This window comes from Kitasatospora sp. NPDC056327, assembly GCF_042261735.1.
Lineage (GTDB): Bacteria > Actinomycetota > Actinomycetes > Streptomycetales > Streptomycetaceae > Kitasatospora.
This window is the reverse complement of the sequence record NZ_JBHJRC010000015.1, coordinates 1-21,863: the sequence shown is the minus strand read 5'-3', so window position 1 is coordinate 21,863 and position 21,863 is coordinate 1. Positions and strand designations below refer to the sequence as shown.

General features: G+C 75.9%; 20 protein-coding genes. 5 read left to right on the top strand and 15 right to left on the bottom strand.

What is annotated here, in order from left to right; genetic code table 11:
* Positions 1-26: 26 nt before the first annotated feature.
* The 4 genes from ACFCX4_RS04185 to ACFCX4_RS04170 all read right to left on the bottom strand — a co-directional run bounded on the left by ACFCX4_RS04185 (position 27) and on the right by ACFCX4_RS04170 (position 4,616).
* Positions 27-404 carry a DUF1304 family protein gene (locus ACFCX4_RS04185; RefSeq protein ID WP_376138787.1) on the bottom strand — a complete coding sequence of 126 codons (378 nt, stop codon included), beginning with the start codon at positions 402-404 and terminating at the stop codon, positions 27-29.
* The gene (locus ACFCX4_RS04180; RefSeq protein WP_376138846.1) at positions 401-1,417 is read right to left on the bottom strand and encodes a serine/threonine-protein kinase; all 1,017 of its coding nucleotides are present in this window, start codon (positions 1,415-1,417) and stop codon (positions 401-403) included. Before ACFCX4_RS04180 ends, ACFCX4_RS04185 begins: the two co-directional genes overlap by 4 nt.
* A gap of 251 nt (positions 1,418-1,668) precedes the next feature.
* Positions 1,669-2,223 (bottom strand): hypothetical protein, encoded by a 555-nt coding sequence (locus tag ACFCX4_RS04175; RefSeq protein ID WP_376138786.1) that lies wholly within the window; start codon positions 2,221-2,223, stop codon positions 1,669-1,671.
* Positions 2,220-4,616: an FHA domain-containing protein gene (locus ACFCX4_RS04170; protein WP_376138784.1), complete on the bottom strand. Its 2,397-nt coding sequence runs from the start codon at positions 4,614-4,616 to the stop codon at positions 2,220-2,222. Before ACFCX4_RS04170 ends, ACFCX4_RS04175 begins: the two co-directional genes overlap by 4 nt.
* Before the next feature lie 196 nt (positions 4,617-4,812).
* Between ACFCX4_RS04170 and ACFCX4_RS04165 the strand changes: the two genes are divergently transcribed.
* Positions 4,813-6,162, top strand: a complete 1,350-nt coding sequence (locus ACFCX4_RS04165) for an acyltransferase (RefSeq protein WP_376138783.1) — start codon at positions 4,813-4,815, stop codon at positions 6,160-6,162.
* A gap of 59 nt (positions 6,163-6,221) precedes the next feature.
* Here the strand turns inward: ACFCX4_RS04165 and ACFCX4_RS04160 are convergent, their stop codons facing one another.
* The 11 genes from ACFCX4_RS04160 to ACFCX4_RS04110 all read right to left on the bottom strand — a co-directional run bounded on the left by ACFCX4_RS04160 (position 6,222) and on the right by ACFCX4_RS04110 (position 17,315).
* Positions 6,222-7,181, bottom strand: a complete 960-nt coding sequence (locus ACFCX4_RS04160) for an alpha-ketoacid dehydrogenase subunit beta (protein ID WP_376138781.1) — start codon at positions 7,179-7,181, stop codon at positions 6,222-6,224.
* A complete protein-coding gene (locus ACFCX4_RS04155; protein ID WP_376138780.1) occupies positions 7,178-8,224 on the bottom strand; it encodes a thiamine pyrophosphate-dependent dehydrogenase E1 component subunit alpha in 1,047 nt (348 codons plus the stop codon). Before ACFCX4_RS04155 ends, ACFCX4_RS04160 begins: the two co-directional genes overlap by 4 nt.
* Positions 8,221-9,135 carry a phytanoyl-CoA dioxygenase family protein gene (locus ACFCX4_RS04150; protein WP_376138778.1) on the bottom strand — a complete coding sequence of 305 codons (915 nt, stop codon included), beginning with the start codon at positions 9,133-9,135 and terminating at the stop codon, positions 8,221-8,223. Before ACFCX4_RS04150 ends, ACFCX4_RS04155 begins: the two co-directional genes overlap by 4 nt.
* 40 nt (positions 9,136-9,175) lie before the next feature.
* Positions 9,176-10,192, bottom strand: coding sequence for a 4-hydroxyphenylpyruvate dioxygenase (gene hppD, locus ACFCX4_RS04145; RefSeq protein WP_376138776.1), 1,017 nt, complete (start codon positions 10,190-10,192; stop codon positions 9,176-9,178).
* A gap of 74 nt (positions 10,193-10,266) precedes the next feature.
* Positions 10,267-11,544 (bottom strand): beta-ketoacyl-[acyl-carrier-protein] synthase family protein, encoded by a 1,278-nt coding sequence (locus ACFCX4_RS04140; protein WP_376138774.1) that lies wholly within the window; start codon positions 11,542-11,544, stop codon positions 10,267-10,269.
* A complete protein-coding gene (locus ACFCX4_RS04135) occupies positions 11,541-13,202 on the bottom strand; it encodes a class I adenylate-forming enzyme family protein (RefSeq protein ID WP_376138772.1) in 1,662 nt (553 codons plus the stop codon). Before ACFCX4_RS04135 ends, ACFCX4_RS04140 begins: the two co-directional genes overlap by 4 nt.
* 181 nt (positions 13,203-13,383) lie before the next feature.
* Complete coding sequence (locus tag ACFCX4_RS04130) at positions 13,384-13,998, bottom strand: hypothetical protein (protein WP_376138770.1); 615 nt, start codon at positions 13,996-13,998, stop codon at positions 13,384-13,386.
* The gene (locus tag ACFCX4_RS04125; protein WP_376138768.1) at positions 13,995-15,116 is read right to left on the bottom strand and encodes a beta-ketoacyl-[acyl-carrier-protein] synthase family protein; all 1,122 of its coding nucleotides are present in this window, start codon (positions 15,114-15,116) and stop codon (positions 13,995-13,997) included. Before ACFCX4_RS04125 ends, ACFCX4_RS04130 begins: the two co-directional genes overlap by 4 nt.
* On the bottom strand, positions 15,113-15,415 hold the full coding sequence (locus ACFCX4_RS04120) for an acyl carrier protein (RefSeq protein WP_376138766.1): 303 nt from the start codon (positions 15,413-15,415) through the stop codon (positions 15,113-15,115). The genes ACFCX4_RS04125 and ACFCX4_RS04120 overlap by 4 nt, the downstream gene beginning before the upstream one ends.
* On the bottom strand, positions 15,412-15,693 hold the full coding sequence (locus ACFCX4_RS04115; protein WP_376138764.1) for a phosphopantetheine-binding protein: 282 nt from the start codon (positions 15,691-15,693) through the stop codon (positions 15,412-15,414). Before ACFCX4_RS04115 ends, ACFCX4_RS04120 begins: the two co-directional genes overlap by 4 nt.
* Before the next feature lie 188 nt (positions 15,694-15,881).
* On the bottom strand, positions 15,882-17,315 hold the full coding sequence (locus ACFCX4_RS04110) for a class I adenylate-forming enzyme family protein (RefSeq protein ID WP_376138844.1): 1,434 nt from the start codon (positions 17,313-17,315) through the stop codon (positions 15,882-15,884).
* Positions 17,316-17,513: 198 nt separating this feature from the next.
* Between ACFCX4_RS04110 and ACFCX4_RS04105 the strand changes: the two genes are divergently transcribed.
* The 4 genes from ACFCX4_RS04105 to ACFCX4_RS04090 are packed head-to-tail and all read left to right on the top strand — an operon-like array spanning position 17,514 to position 21,815.
* Entirely contained in the window at positions 17,514-18,599 is a 1,086-nt protein-coding gene (locus tag ACFCX4_RS04105; RefSeq protein WP_376138762.1) for an alpha-hydroxy acid oxidase, read from the top strand.
* 51 nt (positions 18,600-18,650) lie between these two features.
* Positions 18,651-19,424 (top strand): methyltransferase domain-containing protein, encoded by a 774-nt coding sequence (locus ACFCX4_RS04100; protein WP_376138760.1) that lies wholly within the window; start codon positions 18,651-18,653, stop codon positions 19,422-19,424.
* 58 nt (positions 19,425-19,482) lie between these two features.
* Positions 19,483-20,424, top strand: a complete 942-nt coding sequence (locus ACFCX4_RS04095) for an alpha/beta hydrolase (RefSeq protein ID WP_376138758.1) — start codon at positions 19,483-19,485, stop codon at positions 20,422-20,424.
* Positions 20,421-21,815 (top strand): PLP-dependent aminotransferase family protein, encoded by a 1,395-nt coding sequence (locus ACFCX4_RS04090; RefSeq protein WP_376138756.1) that lies wholly within the window; start codon positions 20,421-20,423, stop codon positions 21,813-21,815. Before ACFCX4_RS04095 ends, ACFCX4_RS04090 begins: the two co-directional genes overlap by 4 nt.
* The last annotated feature ends 48 nt before the right edge of the window (positions 21,816-21,863 follow it).

Below are 21,863 nucleotides of genomic sequence, written 5' to 3'. Positions count from 1 at the left end.
GCGCCGGGGGTGGAAGCGCGGGGGGCTCAGGCCAGGAGTTCCGCCAGCAGGACGACCGCCGGCGGGACGGCCTGGCCGAGGGCGCCGCGCCACAGGCGGGGTGCGGAGGCGAGGAGGGTGAGGCCGGCGGCGACCAGGAAGGCGCTCAGGTAGGTGATCAGGGTCCGGCCGACCACCGGCTCGTCGCGGTGCAGCGCCACCAGGCCGGCCAGCAGGCCGAGCGCGAGGAAGAGGTTGTAGAAACCGGTGTTGACCCGCCAGAGCCGCAGCCCCGGCGTGTCGGCCGTGGACCGGGTCAGCAGCCGGCGGACCCGTGGGTGGCCGAAGAGGAAGCTCTCCAGCGGCCACAGCACCAGGTGGACACCGGCGGTGATCAGGGCGAAGACCTGGCTGACGCCGTTCACCGCGAGTCCCGGCGCACGGTCGGGCGGACGGTGGGCCGGACGACCGGGAGGGCCCAGCCGGGGGGATCGGGGACGACCGGGGCGTCGTAGGGGCCTCCGGCGGCGGGCACCACCGCGGTGGCCGGACCGGCCGTGGCCCACTGCCCGCCCGGCGGCCGGTCGCCGGGGCCCACGGCGGCGGCGCGGAGTTCGGCGACGAACTGCAGACAGCCGGCGAACCGCTCCTCGGGGTTCTTGGCGAGCGCGCGGGCGACCACCGCGTCCACGGCGGGCGGCAGGTCGGGCCGCTGCCCGCGCACGGCGGGCGGCGGGTCGTTGAGGTGGGCCCAGAGCAGGGCGAGGTCGCTCTCCCGGCGGAACGGCGGCGCGCCGGCGAGCATCTCGAAGACCACGCAGCCCAGGCCGTACTGGTCGCAGCGGCCGTCGAGCGGGCGGCCGGAGATCTGCTCGGGGGCGGCGTAGTCGAGGGTCCCCACGATCTGGCCGACGCCGGTGAGGCCGCTGAGCGAGAGCGACTTCTTGGTGAGGCCGAAGTCGGCCAGGTAGAGGTGCTCGGGGTGCTCGCTGTCGGTGCCGGTGGCGACCAGCACGTTGCCGGGCTTGACGTCCCGGTGGACCAGGTCGTGGTCGTGCGCGGCGTCCAGGGCGGAGGCCATCTGCAGGGCGAGACCCGCCGCCCGGTCGGCCGGGAACGGGCCGCTGCGCTTGATCAGGGTGCGCAGGTCGCCGTGCTCGACGTAGCGCATCGCGATGAACAGGATGCCGTCGGCCTCGCCCGCCTCGTAGATCGGGACGATGTGCGGGTGGTCGATCGCGGCGGCGGCCTGCGACTCGTGGATGAAGCGTTGGCGGAACACCTCGTTGCGGGCCAGTTCGGGGGCGAGCAGCTTGACGGCGACGGTGCGGCCGAGCCGGAGGTCCTTGGCCCGGTAGACGACCGCCATGCCGCCGCGGCCGATCTCCTGCTCCAGGCGGTAGCCGGCCACCCGGCGGCCGACCTGGCCGGCGGGCAGGCTGGGCGGCTCGACGGCGAGGTCCGGCGGCTCGGCGCGGGCGGGCTCCCCGGCGGGCCCGCGGGTGCCCGGGGCGCCGGGAGCACCGGGGGTGCCCGCGTGGCCCGGGCGTCCGGCGGGGGAGTCGGCGGGCCCGCCACGGCCCGGATGCGCGGCGGTGTCGGCGCCCGCCCCGGGCCCGCCCGGCCGGGCGGGCCCCCGTTCGGTGGGGCGGTGCGCCGGCTCCTCGCCGGAGTGCCCGGCCGGCGGGTTCACGGCTCCACCAGCCGGGTGGGTTCGTCGGCGCCCGGCGTCCGCCCGCCGGACGGACGCGGCCGCTCGCCGACCGCGTAGGTGTGCAGCTGGAGGCCGTCGCAGTAGCACCAGCGGTCGTGCACCGCATCGAAGACCCAGAGCCGCTCGCCGTCGACCACCAGACCGATCCGCAGACCGCTCGCCCGGTCCCGGAAGGTCTCCAGGTCGGCGCCGCCGGCCGCGAGGTCCTCCAGCAGCGAGCGGTAGCGGGCCAGCGCGCCCTCCGCGTCGGCGAGGGCCGGGCGCGGATCGGCGGTCCGGGCCGGCGGGCCGGTGGCCGTCGGCGGCGCACCGGGCAGGGCGAGCAGCAGCCGGCCGTCCACCCAGGTGGTCCAGCCGTTGGAGCAGAGCACCTGGGCCCAGTCGCCGGTCCGCGCGACCAGTTGCAGCGGCAGCAGCGGGTCCAGCGCGGCGGTGGGCCGCGCCGGGTCCGGTGCGGCCCAGCTGGGCAGGCCGTCCGGCGGGGCGACATGGGTGGGGCGGAACCCGAACTCGTCCATCGGCCCGGTCACTTCCGCATGATCGCCGGCTCCTGCCGGCGAAGCAGCGCGAGCACGGCGACGGCCAGCACCACCGCGAGCCCGACCAGCACGGCCAGGGAGAAGAGCCAGCCGGCCGCGTCCTGGCGGAACATCGGGTCGGCGGTGATGGTGTTGGGCAGGACGGTGTGCAGGTCGACGGTGCGGGCCATCGCGGACAGGCCCCACCGGGAGGGCACCAGCCAGGCGAACTGCTCCAGCCCGGGGACCCGGTACAGCTTCAGCATGGCGCCGCTGAACACGATCTGCACCACGGAGAGCAGCACCAGCAGCGGCATGGTCGCCTCCTCCTTGCGGACCAGCGCGGACACCAGCAGGCCGAGCATCATCGCGGAGAAGGAGAGCAGCGCGACCGCGACGATCAGCTCGGCCAGCGGTGGCATCAGCACCCCGCTGTGCACCGTCACCCCGGTGGGCAGGGTGGGGGCGAGGTCGACGCCGGCCAGTCCGACGATCGTCAGAACCGCGGCCTGGGCCACCGTGATGGTGCCCAGCACGACCACCTTGGAGACCAGGTAGGCCGAGCGGGACAGGCCGACCACGCGTTCGCGCTGGTAGATCGGCCGTTCCTTGACGATCTCGCGCACCGCGTTGGCGGAGCCGGTGAGCAGACCGCCGATGCAGAGCGTGAGCAGGATGTTGAGCGCGTTCTCGGGGGAGAGCCGGCTGCCCGCCATCGCCCGGCACATCACGCCGATCAGGAACGGCAGCGCGATCATCACGGTCAGGAACAGCCTGTCGGCGGCGAGGACCGCCGTGTAGCGGCGGATCAGGGTGCCCAGCTGGGAGAACCAGCCCTGCGGCTGCTCGGGGCCGATCGCGTCGGCCGGTCCGGCGGGCGCCGGGACGGGCCGGGCGGGCGGCAGCGCCTCGGCGGCGACGTACCGCCCGTACTGCGGGGACTCCCGGAAGCGGTGCTGCCAGGCCTCGTGGTCCTCGTTCCCGAAGGCCTCGAAGGCCTGCGGCCACTCGGTGAAGCCGAAGAACGGCAGCGCCTCGTCGGGCGGTCCGTAGTAGGCGGTGCGCCCGCCGGGGGCGAGCACCAGCAGCCGGTCGCAGACGTCCAGGCTGAGCACGCTGTGGGTGACCACGACGACGGTGCGGCCGTCGTCGGCCAGCTTGCGCAGCATCTGCATCACCGAGCGTTCCATGCCCGGGTCCAGGCCGGAGGTGGGCTCGTCGAGGAAGAGCAGCGAGGGCTTGGTGAGCAGCTCCAGGGCGACGCTGACGCGTTTGCGCTGACCGCCGGAGAGGCTGGAGATGACCAGGTCGGCCCGGCTGTCCAGGCCGAGTTCGTGGATCACCTCGCAGACCCGGGCCTCGCGTTCCTCCGGGGCGGTGTCGCCGGGGAAGCGTAGTTCGGCGGCGTAGGTCAGGGCGCGGCGGACGGTCAGCTGGGTGTGCAGGATGTCGTCCTGCGGGACGAGGCCGATCCGGCGGCGCAGCTCCGCGTAGTCGCGGTAGAGGTCGCGGCCGTCGTAGAGCACGGTGCCCTCGTCGGCGGGGCGCAGCCCGGTGAGCGCGTTGAGCAGGGTGGACTTGCCGGCGCCGCTGGGGCCGGCGACCGCGAGCAGGGCCTTCTCTGCGAGCGGGAAGGAGACGTCGTCGAGCAGCACCCGGTGGTCGGGGCCGACCCGCACCACCAGGCCCTGGACGTTGAGCGAGATCTCGCCGGTGTCGGTGTACTCGACCAGCCGGTCGCCGTCCAGGCACAGCGCGGAGTGGCCGATGCCGATGATGTCGGCCGGGCCGACCGGCGCCCGCCGGACGGGGCTGCCGTTGAGGTAGGTGCCGTTGTGGCTGTCCAGGTCGGCGATCTCGTGGCCGCCGTCGGGCAGGGTGTGCAGCTCGGCGTGGTGGCGGGAGACGACCAGGTCTTCGAGGACGAGGTCGTTGTCGGGGGAGCGGCCGATCCGCAGGGTCGGGCCGGGCAGCCGCAGCACGGCGCTGGGGCGGCGGAAGGTGCCGGAGACGCCCGGGGCGACGAGCGAGGGGCGCTCGGTGGGGGAGGCGGCGCCCCGCCCGGATTCGTCGGGGGCGGCCCCGGGCAGGCCGGCGAAGGTGGCGGTCGGGCCGTCGGCCGGGTTGCCGAACCGCAGCCTGGTCCCGGGGCCGACCTCCTCGGTGCCGACCCGGCGGCCGTCGTCGAAGGTGCCGTTGGTGCTGCCGACGTCCTCCAGCCACCAGTGGCCGCCGGTGCTGCGCAGCACGGCGTGGTGCCAGGAGACCCGGGGATCGTCGAGGACGACCTCACTGGTCGGGTCGCGGCCGACGTGGTACGCCCGGCGCGGGTCGATCAGCTGCGAATCCGTGTCGGTGACGAGGACCAGGGGCGGCGCGGCGGGCGCGCCCGGGCGCTCTCCCATGGTTCGGATTCTAGTCCGGCGGGGCCCGCGCGGCCCGCTCACCGGTGTTCCGTACCGTCCGTCCGGTCCGATACCACGGAATTGGACTGGACCACTGGATCGCTGCCATGACCCTGCCCTATCGTTCGGAGTGATCTGCACGGTCGTCCGGGGCACTCCGCACGACAAGCCTCTCCAACAGCCCCGGGATGTGTCGATGAGCGTCTGGCCACAGCTGCGTGAAACCCGCACCGTCAGATCCGGCAACGCCTCCGGGACGGTGGTCCGCTGCGGCCTGTCCGACACCATGTACGCCGACCTCTCCGTCTCGGTCGTGCTGTTCTTCGAGCGGATGCTCGACGAGGACCGGCTCGCCGCCGGCCTGGCCCGGGCGCTGGAGCGCGTCCCGGTCTTCGGCGGCCGACTGCGCACCGTCGACGGGGTGTTGGAGGCGGTCTGCGACGACTCCGGTGTCCCGATGGTGAGTTACCGGATCGACGGCACGCTCGCCGCCTCCATGGGGCGGGTCACCGCGCCCGGCGCCCAGCACGTCGACCCGCTGGACGCCCGGGCCGCCCGCACCGGCGGCGGACCGCTGCTGAGCGTCCGGGTCACCCGCACCGGTGACGGCGGCACCGTGATCGGCTGCTCCTGGCACCACGCGATCGGCGACCTGCACAGCTTCGCCCTGCTGCTGCGCGCCTGGGCCGCGGCGGTCGAGGGCGAGGAGCTGCCGGACGTCGAACTCGTCGAGGACCAGGACGCGTTGCTCGACCGGGTGCTGCCCGCCGAGGACTGCGGCCGGCCCGGCTTCCGGGTCCCCGGTCCGGACGAGCGCGCGCTGCTGGACCGCGAGGTGGCGGCCGGGCCGCGCGCCAACCGCACCGTTCAGCTGTACTTCGGCGACGCCGAGATCGCCCGGATGCGCGAGGAGTTCGCCGCCGGGGCCGGCCGCTGGCTCTCCTCCGGCGACGCGGTCTGCGCCCATGTCGTGCACAGCCTGCGGGAGCTGGACGGCGACCGGGAGACCCGCTGGCTCACCGTCCCGGTCAACGTCCGCCGCCCGCTCGGGCTGCCGGACACCCTGATCGGCAACCTGCTCGGCGACATCCACCTGCCGTACGACCCGGCGGACGGCCCGGCCGTGCTCGCCGGCGCACTGCGCACCGCGGTGTCCGAGTACGCCGAGGGGCACCTCAACCTGCGCGCCAACCAGCTGTTCCTGGCCGAGCTCGGCCGCGACCGGCTGGCCTCGTGCGTGCCGCTCGGCTTCGACCCGGCCCGTCGCCGGTTCAGCTTCTCCAACTGGAGCCGCTTCGGCCTGTACGACGTGCGCTTCCAGGGCGAGCGGCCGGTGTTCTTCAGCCCGACCGCCAACTACCCGCTGCCGTGGGTCTCCTGGTGCGTCGAGGGGTTCGGCGGCACCGGTCTGCTGGTCACCGCGGTGCTGCCGGCCCGGCTGGCCGCCCGGCTGCGCGGCACGGAGGGGCGGGCCGTGCTGCACCGTCACCGGGAGCCGTCGGACGAGCTGCCGGACCTGCTCGCGGCCGTGCCCAAGGTGCTCTGACACGGCGACGGGCCCGGGGGAACCTCACGGCCGCCCCCGGGCCCGTCGCCGGCGGTTGCTCACTTCATGACGGCGCGCAGCGCGTGCCGCAGCTGCTCCCGGTCCGGCTGCAGCGCCCGGTCGAGCACCGGGGCGAACGGCAGGACCGTGCCGTCCGGCCGGGTCACCCGGCGCGGCGGGGCGTCGAGCCGGAACTCCTCGGCGGCGGTGGCCAGCACCTCGGCGCCGATCCCGCAGCTGCGGTTGGAGTCGTCGATCACCACCAGCCGTCCGGTGCGCTCCAGCGAGGCGCCCAGCGCGTCCCAGTCGAACGGGTACAGCGTGCGCGGGTCGAACACCTCGACCGAGATCTCCCCGGCGAGCTCCTCGGCCACCGCCAGCGCGTCGTGCACCAGGTGTCCGACGGCGACCAGGGTGACGTCCGTGCCGGCGCGGTGCACCCGGGCGCTGCCCAGCGGCACCGGGGCCAGCTCCCAGGTGACGGTCTCGCGCACCGCCAGCGCGGCGGCCGGCGCGAAGACCACCACCGGGTCGGGGTCCCGGATCGCCGAGCGGAGCAGCCCGTAGGCGTCGGTCGGCGTGGCCGGCACGACGGTCTTCATCCCGGCGTGCGCGAACAGGCTGTACGGGTGGTCCGAGTGCTGGCCCGCCCAGCCGTCCCGGGAGCCCGAGCCGGGGACCAGGCAGGTCAGCGGGACGCCCGCCTGACCGCCGGTCATCAGCGAGAACTTGTGCGCCTGGTTGACCAGTTGCTCGAAGACCAGGAACAGCAGCGAGGGGATCTGGAACTCCAGCACCGGCCGCCGCCCGGCCAGGGCCGCGCCGAGCGCCATCGCGGTGAAGGCCTGCTCGGAGAGCGGGGTGTCGACGATCCGCTCCGGCCCGAACCGGTCCAGCAGACCCAGGGTGGGTCCGGCCATCCCGGCGCCGATGTCCTCGCCGAACACGCAGACCGCGGGGTCGCCGGCCAGCTCGTCGGCCAGCGCCCGGTTGAGCGCCTTGGTGTAGGAGAGCCTCATGCCACCACCCCTGCCCGGGGCCGCAGGCCGGAGGCGTACAGGTGGTCGGCGGCCCCGGCCGGGTCCGGGTGCGGGGAGGCGAGCGCGAACTCCTCGGCGGCCGCGAGTTCGGCGGCCACCTCGGCGTCCAGCGCGGCGGCCCGTTCGGCGCCGATCGCGGCGGCGGCCCGGGGGAGCGGGTCGCGCTCGCGCCAGGCGGCCACCTCCTCGGGGGTGCGGTAGTGCAGTTTCATCCGCCGTTCCATGGTGTGGTGGCCCTCGAACCGGTAGGTGCGGCATTCCAGGAAGCCCGGCCCGCCGCCGGCCCTGGCCCGGGCGACGGCCTCCTCGGCGGCGGTCCGGACCGCCTCGGTGTCCATGCCGTCGACCTCGGCGGCCGGGATGCCGAACGCGGCGGCCCGGCCGGTCGCGCTGCCGGCCACCGCGGTGCCGGCGGGCAGGGTGGTCGCGTAGCCGTTGTTCTCGCAGACGAAGAGCACCGGCAGCCGCCACATCGCGGCCAGGTTGAGCGACTCCAGCAGCACGCCCTGGTTGAGCGCGCCGTCGCCGAAGAAGGCGACCGCGACCGCGTCCGAGCCGGCCCGCAGGTCGGCCCAGGCGGCGCCGACCGCGATCGGCGCGCCGGCGCCGACGATGCCGTTGGCGCCGAGGATGCCCAGCCGCAGGTCGGCGGCGTGCATCGAGCCGCCCCGGCCGCGGTTCGAGCCGCCGGTCCGTCCGGCCAGCTCGGCCAGCAGCCGGGCCGGCTCCAGGCCGCGGGCCAGGACGTGGCCGTGCCCGCGGTGGGTGGAGGCGAGCCGGTCCCGGGCGCCGAGCGCGGCGCAGACGCCGACCGCGACGGCCTCCTGCCCGATGTACGGGTGGATGCCGCCGGTGATCACCCCGGACTTCACCAGGTCGAGCCCCCGCTCCTCGAAGGAGCGGATCAGCCGCAGCATCCGGTACCGCCGCTCGGGCGTGTCGAGGGCGGCGACGGCGGGGGCCGGGGGGACGGCCCCGGCGGGGGCAGCCGCCGGTGCCGTCCCCGGTGCCGTGGTCGTCACCGGGCGCCCCGCCAGACGGTCGGGCAGAAGTCGGGGTCGGCGTAGTCGGGGCGGCCGTCGGCGGTGCGGCGGACCAGCACGTCGTGGTTGTACACCACCGTCCCGCCGTCCGGGCGGGTGGCCGGCCGGTACTCGTTGCCGCCGTCCTGGAGGTGCAGCGAGACCGCCCGGCGCGGGTAGGAGGCCAGGTTGGGGCCGCTGCCGTGGTAGGTGAGGCAGTGGTGGAAGCTGACGTGCCCGCGCGGGATGATCATCGGGACCTTGCGGACCACGGTGCCGTTGTACGCCGCGTTGGCGTCCAGGATGCCGTCCAGCTCGGAGTTGTCGCGGTCGGCGAAGTGCCGGGTGGAGTCCTCCTCGGAGGGCAGCTCCTTCCAGCGGTTGCTGCCGTCCACCATGGTGATGGTGCCGTTCTCCTCGGCGCAGTCGTGGAACGGCAGGAACGCGGTGAGCATCCGCTCCGAGGTCGAGGTCTGCCAGTAGTGCTTGTCGAAGTGCCACGGCACCTGGTTGCTGGGCTCCTGCGGCACCGGCGGCTTGTAGATGAGGGTCGCCTGGAAGATCCGGATCTCCTCGGCCTCGGCGAGCAGCGCGGCGACGGCGCCGAGCAGCGGCTTGCGCAGGACGGCGCCGATGGCGTCGCTCTCGTAGTGCACGTAGTCGTTGTGCCGCTGGACCGGGCCGTGCGAGGGGTCCCAGGAGGCCAGGCGCGGCGGCCGGACCGGCAGCTCGCGGTCGCGGTGGCCCTCGTAGTACCGCTCGGTGGCGGCCTGCAGGGTGTCCAGCTCCTCGTCGCTGAACAGCCTGCGGGAGAGGTAGAAGCCGTGCTCCAGGTAGCCGGCCACCTCCTCGGGGGTGGGCAGCAGGGCGCGTTCGGCCTCGGTGAGGTGGAACTCGGGTGCGGTGGTCATGGGGGGTCGGGCCTCCAGTACGGTGACGGCGCGGGTGGGATCAGACGGAGGCGGCGGCGCGCTGCCGCTCGACGGCCTCGTAGAGGGCCTTGATGTTGGCGGTGCCGAACGTGCCGGCACCCTGGCGCTCGATCAGCTCCACGAAGTACGTCCGGCGGGGGTGGGTGGAGCGGGCGAAGATCTGGAACAGCTGTCCGCCGTGGTCCTGGTCGACCAGCACGTCCAGCTCGCGCAGGGTCTCCACGGGGATGGCGGTGGCGCCGAGGCGCTCGGCGAGCGCGTCGTAGTAGGTGCCGGGGGTGGTGAGGAAGGCCACGCCGCGCCCGCGGACGGTGCGCACGGCGGTGGCGATGTCCTCGGTGCGGAACGCCAGGTGCTGGACGCCGGCGCCGTCGTGGTCGGCGAGGAAGGTGTCGATCTGGCCGGGGCGGCGGGTGGTGTCGGGCTCGATGAGGGTGAAGGTGACCTCGCCGGAGGCGCTCTGGACGACGCTGGAGTCCATCGCCTGCTCGCCGACCTCGATGTACTCGCCGAAGATCCGGTGCATGCCGAGCGCGGCCTCGCAGAACTTCACCGCGTTCGCCAGCTCGCCGGCCGGGACGCAGATCGCGGCGTGGTCGAGGGCGTCCAGCAGCCGCTCGGAGCGGCCGTCGGCGGGCTCGGGCGCGGCCGCCGACTCCGGGACGAAGCGCAGCGCGGTGTCGCCGAACCCGGCCACCAGGCCGCCGGCCCGGTCCAGCACCCGGGCGCCGTGCCGTTCGGCACGGTCCAGGGCGGCCTGCGGGTCGGGGCAGGAGAGCGCGAGGGCCGCGACGCCCTCGCCGTGCCGGGCCGCGTAGCGGGCCACCGGGTGGGCCGGGTCGGTGGCGGAGCGCAGCAGGAAGCGGATGCCGCTCTGGCGCAGCAGGACGGTGCGCGCGTTCGCGGACTCGGCGGTGGCGAGCTGTTCGGGCTCGGGCGGGACGGCGGCGAAGCCGTAGTCGGCGCAGAGCTCCGCGGCGGTGGCGTCGGCGTCGGCGCAGTGGTACTCGACATGGGCGATGGACTGGATGGACAACGGGATCTCCCCCGGGGGGTCGCGAGTTGACGAGGGGCCTGGCACGGGTGTCCGTGCCGCCGAGCCGGGCGGTGTCAGCGGAGGGACGCGGTGGAGGCGGGCTCGAAGACCAGGCTGAGGTTGTGCCCGCCGAAGGCGAAGGCGTTGCTCAGGGCCGCGGTGAGCGGGACGGCGCGGGCCGCGCCCCGGACGTGGTCCAGGTCGCAGGCCGGGTCCGGCTCGTCGAGGTTGAGCGTGGGCGGCAGGGTGCCGCGGGCCAGCGCGAGCACGGTGACCGCGGCCTCCAGCGCCCCCGCGGCGCCCAGCAGGTGGCCGGTGGCGCCCTTGGTGGAGCTGACCGCGGGCCGGTGCTCGCCGAAGACGGCGCGCAGCGCGGCGGTCTCGGCGACGTCGCCGAGCTTGGTCCCGGTGCCGTGGGCGTTGACGTAGCCGACGGCGGACGGTGCCAGGCCCGCGTTGGCGAGCGCGGCGCGCATCGCGTCGGCGGCGCCCGCGCCGTCCGGGCGCGGCATGGTGGGGTGGTGGGCGTCGGTGGAGGCGCCCCAGCCGGTGAGCTCGGCGTAGCCGGCGGCGCCGCGGGCGGCGGCGTGCTCGGGGCTCTCCAGGATCAGGACGGCGCTGCCCTCGCCCAGCACGAAGCCGTTGCGGCGGCTGTCGAAGGGCCGGCTGGCCTGTGCGGGGTCTTCCCAGCCGGATGACAGCGCACGGGCGTTGGTGAACGCGGCGGCGATCGTCGGGTGCAGCGAGGACTCGGTGCCGCCGCACACCACCACGTCGGCGTCGCCGGCGCGGATCAGCCGCAGCCCCTCGGCGACGGCCTGGGCGCCGGCCGCGCAGGCCGTCACGATGGCCGTGCTGAAGCCGCGGATGCCGTGCTTGATGGCGATCCGGGCGGTGGCCATGTTGGAGAGCATGCCGGGCAGCAGGTACGGGCTGACACCGGGGCGGCCGCGTTCGAGGCGCCGGTGGGACTGCTGCTCGAAGGTCTCCAGCCCGCCGCCGCCGGTGGCCAGGACCACGGCGGTGCGGTGCGGGTCGGCGTCCCGGCCGACCACGATGCCGGCGTCGGCGAGCGCGTCGTCGGCGGCGGCCAGCGCGAGCAGCACGAACCGGTCCACGCAGCGGGTCTCGGTGGGCGGCAGCACCTCGCGGCCGTCCACCGCCGGGGCGATGCCGGCGGCGGTCAGCCAGCCGTGGGCGGCGTGGCCCTCGGGCAGGGCGCGGATGCCGGAGCGTCCGGCGGTCAGCGCGTCGAAGACCTCGGCGGGCTTGCGGCCGAGCGGGGTGACCAGGCCGAGGCCGGTGACCACGGCGCCGGGGCGGCGGGCGGCGCGGACCGCGGCGGCGCTCACGCGCCCGCTCCGGCGGTGACGGCCGGGGTCCCGGCGGTGTCCGCTCCGGCGACCGAGTCGAGGTAGCGCCGGCGCAGCAGCACCTTGCGCACCTTGCCGGTCGGGCCGACCGGGATGTCGTCCCCGGCGACCACGACGACCTGGCGGACGGTGGCCGCGGTGGCCTCGTCCAGGGCGGCGGTGACGGCCTTGGTGCGGTCGGCGGCCGGGTCGGCGCCGGCGGCCAGGATCAGCAGGACGTCGGTGACCACCCGGTCGCCGTCGCGGACCGCGACCACCGTGCAGTCCAGCGCGTCGGGGCAGGCGGCCAGCACCCGCTCCTCCGACATCGCGGTGAACAGCCTTTTGCCGTCGGCGAGTTCGACCGAGTCGACGGCCCGGTCGACGTGGTAGTAGTACCCCTCCTCGTCCCGGTACATGAGGTCGCCGGTGAGGAAGCGCCCGCGCAGCCGGGTGCGGTAGGTGGTGGTGGAGTCGTTCCAGTAGCCGAGCGCCAGGGTCGGTGAGGTGGTGGCGAGTTCGCCGACCTCGCCGGGGCCGAGCGGCTCGCCGTCCGGGCCGACCAGTTCGCAGTCGACGAAGGCGTGCGGGCGGCCCACGCAGCGGCCGTACCGCTCGGTGTCCGGGCCGTGGGTGATGAAGAAGTGCGAGTGGCCCATCTCGGTGGAGCCGAGGCCGTCCACGAACAGCGAGCCGGGCACCCGGACCCGGCCCTCGCGGGTCACCGAGGCGCGGCTGCCGGCGGCGACCAGCCGGCGGATGTGCACCTCGTGGGCGCAGTCGCCGGTGTTCCACCAGAGCGCGACCGAGTCCAGCTTCCGCGCGGCCAGGTCGTGGTGGGCGAGGTCGGCCCAGGTGGCGGCGAAGCCGACCACGCCGGTGGGGCGCCACTGCTCGATCGCGTCCAGCACGCCGGCGCCGGACTGGCTGGAGAGCACGGCGAGTTCGGTGTGCGAGGCGAGCGCGAGGTTGACCGCGATCAGGGTGGCGGCGTGCGGCGCGGGCAGCGCGCTGAGCATCCGCTCCTGGCCCTGCGGGCGGGGCAGCCGGGCGCGGTGGCGGATCGCCGCGTACAGGCTCGCGTGCGAGTGCACCACGGCCTTGGGCATGCCGGTGGTGCCGGAGGAGTGGGTGATCGCCACCGGGTCGCCGGACCAGTGCCGGTAGGGCTCGGGGGCGGCCTCCGGGTCGCCGGAGCCGAGGGTGGAGATCTCCGGGAGGGCCGGGGCGCCGGTCTCGTGGCCGGCCAGCGCGGCCAGGTGCGCCTCGTCGGCGAGGACGCCGACCGGGCCGAGCTTGGCGATGTAGCGGGCGGCCCGCTCGCCGTCCAGGTTGGGGTTGAGCAGCGCGGGGATCGCGCCGAGCCGGGCGAGCGCCAGGAAGGAGAGCACGTGGTCGGCGGCGTCGCCCGCGTACACCACCACCGGGTCGCGGCGGCCGATGCCGAGGCCGTGCAGGGCGGCGGCCCGGGCGCGGACGGCGCGGTCCAGCTCGGTGAGGGTGAAGGGCTGCCAGGCGGCGTGGTCGTCCACCGGCGTGTCGAAGGTCAGCAGCGGCTCGTCGAGACCGAGGCCGAGTGCGAGGCGGCTGGTGAGGACGTTGCCGGCGCCGACGGCCGGGTCGTCGGCCAGCAGGGTGCGGATACTGCGGATGCTCACGGGGTGGATCCCTCCCGGGGTGCGGGCGTGCGGGGCGTGCGGGTGCGGGTGTGCGGCGGCGGGACGCGGCGGGTGGGGGACCGCTCGCGCCGGTGGTGCGCGGGGGTTCGGCGGGTTCGGGTCGGTCGGGCTCCGGTTCGGGTGGAGGGGGGAGGGCGCGGGGCCGGGCGAGGGCGCGGGGTCAGGCGAGGGCCACCAGCAGGGCGACGGCCCGGTCGGTGGTTCCGCTGCCGCTGCCGCTGCCGCTGCCGTCCGGACCGGCCGGGCCGTGGGTGCCGCCGGGCGCGCCGTCGGGGGCGGCGGCGCCGTCTTCGGTGCCGTCGGTGTCCGCCTGTTCGGCGGCGATGACGAGCACCTGGTCGGCGTCGCCGTCCGCGAGCAGCTGCTCGGCGAGGTCCAACGCGTCCTGCGGGACCCTCCCGGGCGGCGGGACCAGGGTCGGACTGATCGCCACCACCGGGCCGGTCAGGCCCCAGCGGGCGGCGATGTGCCCGAGCACGGCGTTCGGGTTGGACTGGAAGAAGAGCAGCGGCGGCATCCGCCGGCCGGTGTCGGCGGCGGCCTCGTCGATGGCGCGGGCGGTGGCGCGGTCGCCGCTCGCGCTGGCCAGCAGCAGGGCGGTCCGGCCGGGGGCCGGGGCCGCGCCGTGCCGGGCCCGCAGGCAGCGTTCGGCGGTCTCGGCCACCAGGGGGTTGAAGGAGGACGCGGCGAAGCCGGGCAGCGGGGGCAACTGCTCGGGCCCGCGGGCGTCGGGGTCGGGCCAGGCGGCCTCGGCGAGGATGCGCAGCGCGGTCATCGGGCGGCCACCAGGAGTGCGGTGTTGGCGCCGCCGAAGGCGGAGTTGAGGGTGAGCGCGTAGCGCGGCCGGGCGGCGCGCGGGCCGTCGAGCACGAGGTCCAGGCCGATCTCCGGGTCGGGGCCGAGCCAGCCGGCGTTGACCGGCAGCAGGCCCTCGGTCAGCGTCTGGACGGTCACGACGAGTTCGAGCAGTGCGGAGGCCTCCAGGGCGTGGCCGTGCACGGCCTTGCTGGAACTGACCGGCAGCCGCGCGGTGTGCGCGCCGAAGACCCGGCGCAGCGCGTCGGCCTCCGCCCGGTCGGACAGCGGGGAGCCGGTGCCGTTGGCGTTGACGTAGCCGACCTCCTCCGGGGCGATGCCGGCCCGGGCCAGCGCCGCCTCGACGGCCCGGGCCACGCCGTCGCCCGTCGGGTGGGGGCGGCAGACGTGGTGGGCGTCGCCGGTGCGGCCCCAGCCGGCCAGCCGGGCGAGTACGGGCGCGCCGCGCCGCTCGGCCTCCGGTTCGGCCTCGACCAGCACGGCGGCGGTCGCGTCGCCGAGCAGGGTGCCGGTGCGGCCGGTGCTGAACGGGCGCAGTTCGCCGTCGCGGGCCAGCGCGCGGCCGGCGTCGAAGGCGGCGAAGACGCCCGGTTCGACCAGGTGTCCGGCGGCGACCAGGACCCGGGGGTGGCGGCCGGCGGCGACCAGCGCGGCCGCGTCGGCGACGGCGGTGCCGGCCGCGACGCAGGCACCGGTGTAGGTCCGGGTGACCCCGGGGGTGCCCCAGGCCGCGGCGGCACCGGCGGCGACCGCCCCGGCGGTGGCGCGGGTGTGCAGGTCGCTGTGCAGGGCGAGCAGCACCGGTGGGCCGTCGCCGGGGCCCGCCGGGTCCAGGCCGGCCTGCCGGCAGGCCTGACCCACGGCGTCGAGCACGGCGTCGGCGAGCGGGCGCGGCTCGGGCAGCAGCGCGGCGCGCGTGGTCCGGCGGGCCGAGACGTCGAACCGGGTGACCGTGCCGAACGCGGCCTTTCCGTGGACGACGGCCTCGGCGAGCGCGGCGGGGCCGTCGCCGGCCGCGCTGAGCACGCCGACGCCGGTCACCACGGGCCGGACGGCGGACGGGGCATGGCGGTTCATGACCGGGCGGCTCCCGCCGCGGAGCCGGTTCCGGTGCCGGCGTCGGCCCCGACGGCCGGACCGCCGGCCGCGCGGACGGCCGCGCGGAACACCTCGACGGCGTCGTCCACCGTGCGGACGGCCTCGAAGGCCTCGTCGTCGAGGTCCGGCTCGATGCCGTAGCGCTGCTCGAACTCGGCTATCAGCCACGTGAGTTCGAGCGATCCGAGCTCGTCCGGGACCTCCTCGACGGCGCGCTGCCCGAACGCCGCGAGCATCGTCAGCACCTCGGTCCGGTCGGGGCGGGCGACCTCGGTCACGCCGGGCTGCCCGAGGCGGCGGTGGCGGTGGCGGCGGCGATCCGGGCCGCGACGTCGGCGGTGAACTCGTCGAGCGTCATCAGCGCGGTGGTCTCCATCTCGTCGAGGTCGAACTTGACCCCGTACTCGTCCTCGACCTGGACCGAGAGGTCGGCCAGGGCGAGCGATTCGAGGTCCAGGCCGGCCGGGCCGAGGTCGGTGTCGCCGGTGACCTCGGAGACGTCGTACTGCATCTCGGCCAGCGCGGCGAGGACGAACGCGCGGATGCTGTCCTGCATGGGGGGCTCCTTCTGTCCGGGCGCACGACGGTGCGCGCGGTGGTTTTTGTCGGGGAGATGAACACGGCCCCGGCGGGCCCGGGTGTTCCCGAACGGGAAGTCCGTGGCTGCCCGTTGGGGAATCACCGCTGCCCGTTGGGCCGGTTCGGCGGTGCGGGTGGAGGAGGATCGCGGCCGGGTGCGCCGGGTCAGTCGGCGGCGGCGGCGGCGCGCAGCGCGGCGGGGTCGCGGAGCAGCTTCCCGGTGGCGGTGCGGGGCAGCTGGGGGAGGAAGGCCAGTCGGCGCGGCCGCTTGTAGGCGGCGAGCTGCCGGGCGAGCCCGTCCTGGACGAGCGCCCGGTCGGCGTCGTCCTCGGCGGAGAGGTAGGCCTCGATCGCGCCGTCGTCGAAGACCACGACGGCCTCGCGGACCCGGGGCAGTGCGGCGAGGGTCCGCTCGACCTCGGTGAGGTCCACCTTGAGACCGCCGATCGAGACCTGCGAGTCCCGGCGGCCCAGCACGGTGACCAGGCCGGTGCCGGCGTCCAGGACGGCGGCGTCGCGGGTGTGCAGCCAGCCGTCCGCCCAGCGGGTCGGGTCGTCGAGCCCGGGGTAGGGGGAGGCCGCGGTGCGCAGCTGCAGCTCGCCGGCGACGAGCCGGAACTCCATGCCGTGCACGGGCTGCTTGGCCGGGTGCAGGGTGCCGTCCAGGTCGGTGGCGATCACCCCGGTCTCGGTCATGCCGTACATGGTGCCGAGCGGGACGCCGTACCGCGCGGTGAACGCGGCGGCCAGGCCCGGCCGGACGAGTTCGCCGGCCACCACCATCCGGCGCAGCTGGGGCAGTTCCGGCGGGCCGGACGCGCCGGCCAGCAGCTCGGCGTGGAAGGGGACGCCGACGACGGTGGTCGGCCGGTGGTCGCCGGCGACCGCGGCGAGGATGCCGGCCGCCGTCATCCGGTCCGGGACGGTGAGCGGGGCGCGCGCGTGCAGGCTGTTGAGCAGCCCGCCGACCAGGCCGAGCACGTGCACCACCGAGGAGAGCAGGACCACCCGCTCGCCCTCGCCGGGGAACGCCGCCAGCCTGCGGTAGCAGTCGAGTTCGCGGATCAGGTCGCTCGCGGTGCGGGCGATCACCTTGGCCGGGCCGGTCGAGCCCGAGCTGAGCTGGACCAGCGCGTGGCCGGTCGCGGCGGGCCGTCCGGCGGGCAGCCGGACGGGCACCGGGTCGACCAGTGAGTAGCCGCGCAGCGCCGCCGCGGGGCGGGAGGCGGAGCCGACCAGCACCTGCGGCGCGAGCCGGGCGACCGCCAGCTCGACCTCGTGGTCGGTCAGCCGGTGGTCCAGCAGGGCCACCTGGGCCCGCAGCCGCCACGCGGCCAGGAGCGCCGCGACGAAGCCCAGCGAGGGCGGCAGCCGCAGGGCGACCGTGCCGCCCGGGCCGAGGCCGGACGCGGTGAGCCGCCCGGCCTGCTCGGCGACCAGTGCGCGCAGGGCGTCGCGGTCGACGGGCGTGCCGAAGCGGAGGCACTCCTCACCCCCGGGGCCGGCCAACAGCACCCGGTCGACCCAGTCGGCGGGAGCATCGGCGTGCGGGGGTGAGGCGTGCGGCGGTGAAGAAGGGGAAAAGCCGGTCAACGCCACTCCACACGTGAGGAGATTTGTCATGGACACCTGAACGGTGTTTCGCGTGTCAACGCGAGCAATAACGTCCAATTCCGTTGCCAGACCATTGCACAGACGTTTGGTCAAATCAAGGTCTATACCAATCAGGTCCAGACCTCCTACGCTGCCGACCCGTGGGCCGGTCCGAGCGCGGCCGGCCCGGGAACGAGGACGCCCGTGACACCACTCACGCTGGCCGGGATCGAACGCGCGGCGCGCGATCAACTGCCCCCAGAAATTTGGGACTTCATCGAAGGCGGCGCCGGTGCGGAACGCACTGCGGCGGCCAACCGGGAAATGTTCGGACGCTACGCGTTCCGCCCGCGCACGCTCGTCGACGTCTCCGTCTGCACGCCGGCCGTCGACCTGCTCGGCACAACGCTCGCGCTGCCGGTGGGAATTGCCCCGATGGCCTACCACCGGCTGGTCCATCCGGACGGTGAAACCGCGACCGCCCGGGCGGCCGGAAAGGCAGGCGCCCTGCTCGTCGCCGGGATCTTCGCCAGTACCCCCCTGGAGGAGATCGCCGCCGCCGCGACCGGACCCCTCTGGCTCCAGCTCTACTGGCTCCGCCGCCGCGACGCCCTCGCCTCCCTCGTCGAACGCGCCGAGGCGGCCGGCTTCGGCGCCCTGCTGCTCACCGTCGACGCCCCCCGGATCGGCCGGCGGCTGCGCGACCTGCGCAACGGCTTCGCCGTCCCGCCGGAAGTCCGCGCCGTCAACCTCGACCCCGCCCTGATGAGCGCCACCCACCGCGCGGACCGGGGCGGCTCGGGCATCGCCGAGCACGCGCGCGAGCAGTTCGACCCCACCCTGACCTGGGCCGACCTCGCCTGGCTGCGCGAACGCAGCAGGCTGCCGCTGGTCCTCAAGGGCGTGCTGACCGCGGAGGACGCCCGGCGCGCCGCCGACCACGGGATCGACGCGGTCGTCGTCTCCAACCACGGCGGCCGCCAGCTCGACGGCGCCCTGCCCGCCCTCGCCGCCCTGCCCGAGGTCGTCGACGCCCTGCCGCCGCACATCCCGGCGCTGCTCGACGGCGGCGTGCGCGGCGGCGCCGACATCGCCGTCGCCCTCGCCCTCGGTGCCCGCGCCGTCCTGGTCGGCCGCCCGGCGTTCTGGGGCCTGGCGACCGGCGGCGAGCACGGCGTCGGCGAGGTGCTCGGCCTGCTGCGCGACGAACTGGAGCACACCATGGCGCTGCTGGGCCGGCCCACCGCCGGCGACCTGGACCGCACCGCCCTCGCGCCCTGGCCGGTCTGACGCCCCGTGCGCGCACAGCACCCCGAACGACCTCACGAAAGACCCGAGACCATGACCAAGCAGGAAGCCTTCCCCGGCTGGGACTGGGACGACCCCGACGGCCTCGCCGGGCAGCTCGACCGGTTCAGCGCCGACGTCGCCACCTGCCGCACGCTGGAGCCCGCCGCCGGCGGGCTCCCGTACGACCACCGCGACTTCACCGACCTCGGCATCACCGGCATCGAGTTCGCCGCCTTCCGCACCGCCCACCCGGCCGGCCTCGGCACCGACCTCACCGCCCTGCGCGGCCCGGACGCCGTCACCGCACCCGGCACGCTCTACCGGGTCGACGGCGACCGCTGGTTCACCCAGCTCGACGTCTCCGAGCCGCTGCCCTTCGCCGACGCCAGCGTCGACTGGGTCTACGCCGAGCACCTCATCGAGCACGTCACCATGCCCGTCGCGGTCGGCTGGCTGCGCGAGGCCCGGCGGGTGCTGCGCCCCGGCGGCGTCCTGCGGATCACCACCCCGGACCTCGCCCGCTACCTGGTCGGCTACGCCACCGGGAACGGCTTCCTCACCCGGCACCGCCGCCGGCTGGTCACCACCGGCTTCGGTCCGCCGATGCCCGCGCGGCCCGCCTTCCTGGTCAACCAGATCTTCCGGTACTACGGTCACCAGTGGATCTACGACCTCGACGAGCTGAAGCACGTGCTCACCCTGGCCGGTTTCGAGGAGGGGGGGATCCGCCACTGCGCCTACCGCGAGGGCGCCCGCCCCGACGTCGCCGACCTGGACACCCCCTTCCGCACCGACGAGACCGTCTACGTCGAGGCCGACCGCTGACCAGGCCCACCCGCCCGGCGCCCCGGCGCCGGGCGACCAGCCGCCCCGAGGAACCCCGATGCCCCTGCACCCCCAGGCCCAGGCGCTGCGCGACCGCCGTGCGAGCGCCGGCACGGCCCCGCTCTACAGCCTCACCGTGGCCGAGGCCCGCGCCGCCGACCTCGCCGACATCCGCGCCGCCGCCGGCACCCCCGAGCCCGTCGCCGCCGTCGAGGAGCACCGCCTCCCCGGCCCCGGCGGCGAGCTCGCACTGCGCCTGTACCGGCCCGCGCCGCCCGCCGACGGCCGCCGCCCGCCCGTCCTGCTCTACCTGTTCGGCGGCGGCTGGACCCTCGGCTCGCCCGACACCAGCGACGCGATCTGCCGCGCGCTGACCAACGCGGTCGGCTGCGCGACCGCCTCGGTCGGCTACCGCCTCGCCCCCGAGCACCCGTTCCCCGCCGCCGTCCACGACAGCGCCGCCGCCGCCCGCTGGCTCGCCGCCCACGCGGACGGGCTCGGCCTGGACGCCGGCCGCCTCGCCGTCGCCGGCGACAGCGCGGGCGGCAACCTCGCCGCCGTGCTCGCCCTGCTGGCCCGGGACGAGGACGGCCCGGCCCTGCGCCACCAGCTGCTCGTCTACCCGAACACCGACGCCCTGGCGGACACCCCCTCGCTGCGCGAGCACGACGACCCGGCGCTGTTCAACCGCCGCTCGGTCGCCTGGTACTGGGGCAACTACCTGGCCGACCCGGCCGACGGCGCCCACCCGCACGCCTCCCCGCTGCGCGCCCCGGACCTGACGGACCTGCCGCCCGCCACCGTCATCACCGCCGAGTACGACCCGCTGCGGGACGAGGGCGAGGAGTACGCGCGGGCGCTGGACGCGGCGGGGGTCCCCGTCGAGCTGCGCCGCTGGGACGGCATGCCGCACGGGTTCTTCGCGATGACCGGCACGCTGGACGGCGCCGCCGAGGCCCAGGCGTACGCCGCGGCCCGGCTGCGGGAGGCCCTCGCGTGAGCGCCCCCGCGCCCGCCGCCGCCCCGGTGCCGTCGCCGTCCGCCGTGCCGCCGTCCGCCGCTCCGGGTGCCGGACGGCCCGTCACCCTGCCGCTAGCGGAGCTGCACGCCTCCCTCGCGGACCCGCTGCTGGACGCGATGACCTTCCTCAACGAGGTCACCACCCGCTACCCGCAGGCGGTCTCCTTCGCCCCCGGTCGCCCGTACGAGGGCTTCTTCGAGCCCGAGGACGTGCCCGCCTACCTGGACGCCTACCTCGACCACCTGGCCGCGACCGGCCTGGACCGCGACGCGATCCGCACCACGCTGTTCCAGTACGGCCCGACCAAGGGCGTCATCAACGACCTGGTGGCCCGCACCCTGGCCCACGACGAGAACCTCGCCGTGGCCCCCGGGGCGCTCGTGCTGACCGTCGGTGCCCAGGAGGGCATGCTGCTGACGCTGCGCGCGCTCTGCGCCGGTCCGGACGACGTCCTGCTGGTCAGCTCGCCCTGCTACGTGGGGGTCACCGGCGCCGCCCGGCTGCTCGACCTGACCACCGTCCCCGTCCCCGAGGGCCCGGACGGCGGCCCGGACCCGGCCGCCGTGCGCGCCGCCGCCCGGGAGGTCCGCGCCGCCGGCCGGCGCCCGCGCGCGCTGTACGTGGTGCCGGACTTCGCCAACCCGTCCGGAACCTCGATGCCCCTGCCGGCCCGCGCCCGGCTGCTGGAGACGGCCGCCGCGGAGGACCTGCTCGTCATCGAGGACAACCCGTACGGCTTCTTCGCCCGGGACGCGGGGGAGCGGCCCACCCTCAAGGCACTGGACCGCGACCGCCGGGTCGTCTACCTGGGCTCCTTCGCCAAGACCTGCTTCCCCGGCGCCCGGCTCGGCTACGTCGTCGCCGACCAGGAGGTGGCCGGCCCCGGCGGGCGGCGCACCCTGCTGGCCGACGAGTTGGCGAAGCTGAAGAGCATGACGACGGTCAACACCCCGGCGCTCAGCCAGGCCGTCATCGGCGGCATGCTGCTCACCCACGACTGCCGGCTGCGGGCCGCCAACGCCCCCGCCACGGCCCACTACGCGGCCGCCATGGACCGGTTGCTCGCCGAGCTGGAGCTGAGGTTCCCGGCAGCCGAGCGCGCCCGCCTGGGCCTGTCCTGGAACGTGCCGGAGGGCGGCTTCTTCGCGGTGCTCACGGTGGCGTTCGCCGCCGACGACGCGGCCATGGAGCGCTGCGCACGGGAGTTCGGCGTGCTCTGGACCCCGATGGCGCCGTTCTACCCGGCCGGCGGCGGGGAGCGGCGGCTCCGGCTCTCCATCAGCTCGCTGACGCCGGACCGGATCGCGGAGGGCGTCGGCCGGCTTGCGGACTTCCTGCGGGCCGAGACCGCCCGCGCGGCGGCTCGTTAGCCCGCACCGGCCGGCCCGGCAGGCACGACGGCGGCGCACCCCGGGAAC

Excerpts from the sequence above, each read along its gene's own strand:
- ACFCX4_RS04100 (WP_376138760.1), top strand. The coding sequence starts at position 18,651 with ATGACCAAGCAGGAAGCCTTCCCCGGCTGGGACTGGGACGACCCCGAC.
- ACFCX4_RS04125 (WP_376138768.1), bottom strand. The coding sequence starts at position 15,116 with ATGAACCGCCATGCCCCGTCCGCCGTCCGGCCCGTGGTGACCGGCGTC.
- ACFCX4_RS04130 (WP_376138770.1), bottom strand. The coding sequence starts at position 13,998 with ATGACCGCGCTGCGCATCCTCGCCGAGGCCGCCTGGCCCGACCCCGAC.
- ACFCX4_RS04115 (WP_376138764.1), bottom strand. The coding sequence starts at position 15,693 with ATGCAGGACAGCATCCGCGCGTTCGTCCTCGCCGCGCTGGCCGAGATG.
- ACFCX4_RS04160 (WP_376138781.1), bottom strand. The coding sequence starts at position 7,181 with ATGAGGCTCTCCTACACCAAGGCGCTCAACCGGGCGCTGGCCGACGAG.
- ACFCX4_RS04170 (WP_376138784.1), bottom strand. The coding sequence starts at position 4,616 with ATGGGAGAGCGCCCGGGCGCGCCCGCCGCGCCGCCCCTGGTCCTCGTC.
- ACFCX4_RS04095 (WP_376138758.1), top strand. The coding sequence starts at position 19,483 with ATGCCCCTGCACCCCCAGGCCCAGGCGCTGCGCGACCGCCGTGCGAGC.
- ACFCX4_RS04165 (WP_376138783.1), top strand. The coding sequence starts at position 4,813 with ATGAGCGTCTGGCCACAGCTGCGTGAAACCCGCACCGTCAGATCCGGC.
- ACFCX4_RS04150 (WP_376138778.1), bottom strand. The coding sequence starts at position 9,135 with ATGACCACCGCACCCGAGTTCCACCTCACCGAGGCCGAACGCGCCCTG.